1 protein-coding gene is annotated in these 865 nt (G+C 58.2%); it reads right to left on the minus strand.

Annotated features, from left to right (window positions below):
* On the minus strand, positions 1-865 hold an 865-nt coding region (locus AC1RDS_RS20985; RefSeq protein ID WP_492227365.1), incomplete at both ends, for an IS3 family transposase.

Consider the following 865-nt stretch of genomic DNA (forward strand, 5'->3'; position numbering starts at 1 on the left):
GATCCGCTTCTCGTTGTACCAGCGGATGTACGAGTCGACCACTTCAATGAACTGCTCGATGGTCGTGCCCTTCCAGTTCCGAGGATAGAACAGTTCGTTCTTGAGGCGACCGAAGAAGCCTTCGCAAGCCGCATTGTCCGGAGAACAGGCCTTGCGGGACATGGAGCGGGTAAGGTTCGCCTCGCTCATTCTCGATAGCCAGCCAGGCCAGCGGTAGTGCCCACCGCGGTCTGAGTGGACCACTGGTCGGTCAGCTGTGTCCGTCACAGTCTCGATGGCTGCATCCAGCATGGTGTTGACCAGCTCAGCGTCAGGGCTCGTGCCAATGGTCCAGCTCACCACCATCCCGTCGAAGCAGTCGATGATCGGTGATAGGTAGACCTTGCCTGCTGGGATCTGGAACTCCGTGATGTCCGTCAGCCATTTCTCGTTGGGCGCTGCAGCCTGGAAGTCACGGTTGATGATGTTCTCCGGTGCCGGGCTGATCTCGCCAAGGTAAGACGCATACCGCCGCCGCTTGGGCTTTGCAACGACCAAGCTCTCTTGCTTCATCAAGCGCTGCACCACCTTTTCGGAGATGGTCATGTCCTGCTTGGTCAGCGAGGCTTGTAGCCTGCGGTAGCCGTAGCAGCGGTGGTTTGACTCAAAGATGTCGGTGATCGCACGACGCGCAGAGAGGTACTTGTCACCCACCGCTGCACGGGTGCGATGGTAGAAGTACGAGCTACGTGCAAGGCCCAACTGTGCAAGGAGCTCAGGCAAGTCATAGTGCTCCTTGAGGGCGTCAGTCAGCAGTGTCTTCTCCCGGTTGGACAGGAGCTGCAGATCGACGCCCAGGCCTTTTTTTAACAGTTCATTGGCCTTG

Source organism: Acidovorax sp. GW823-FHT02H02 (assembly GCF_058797075.1).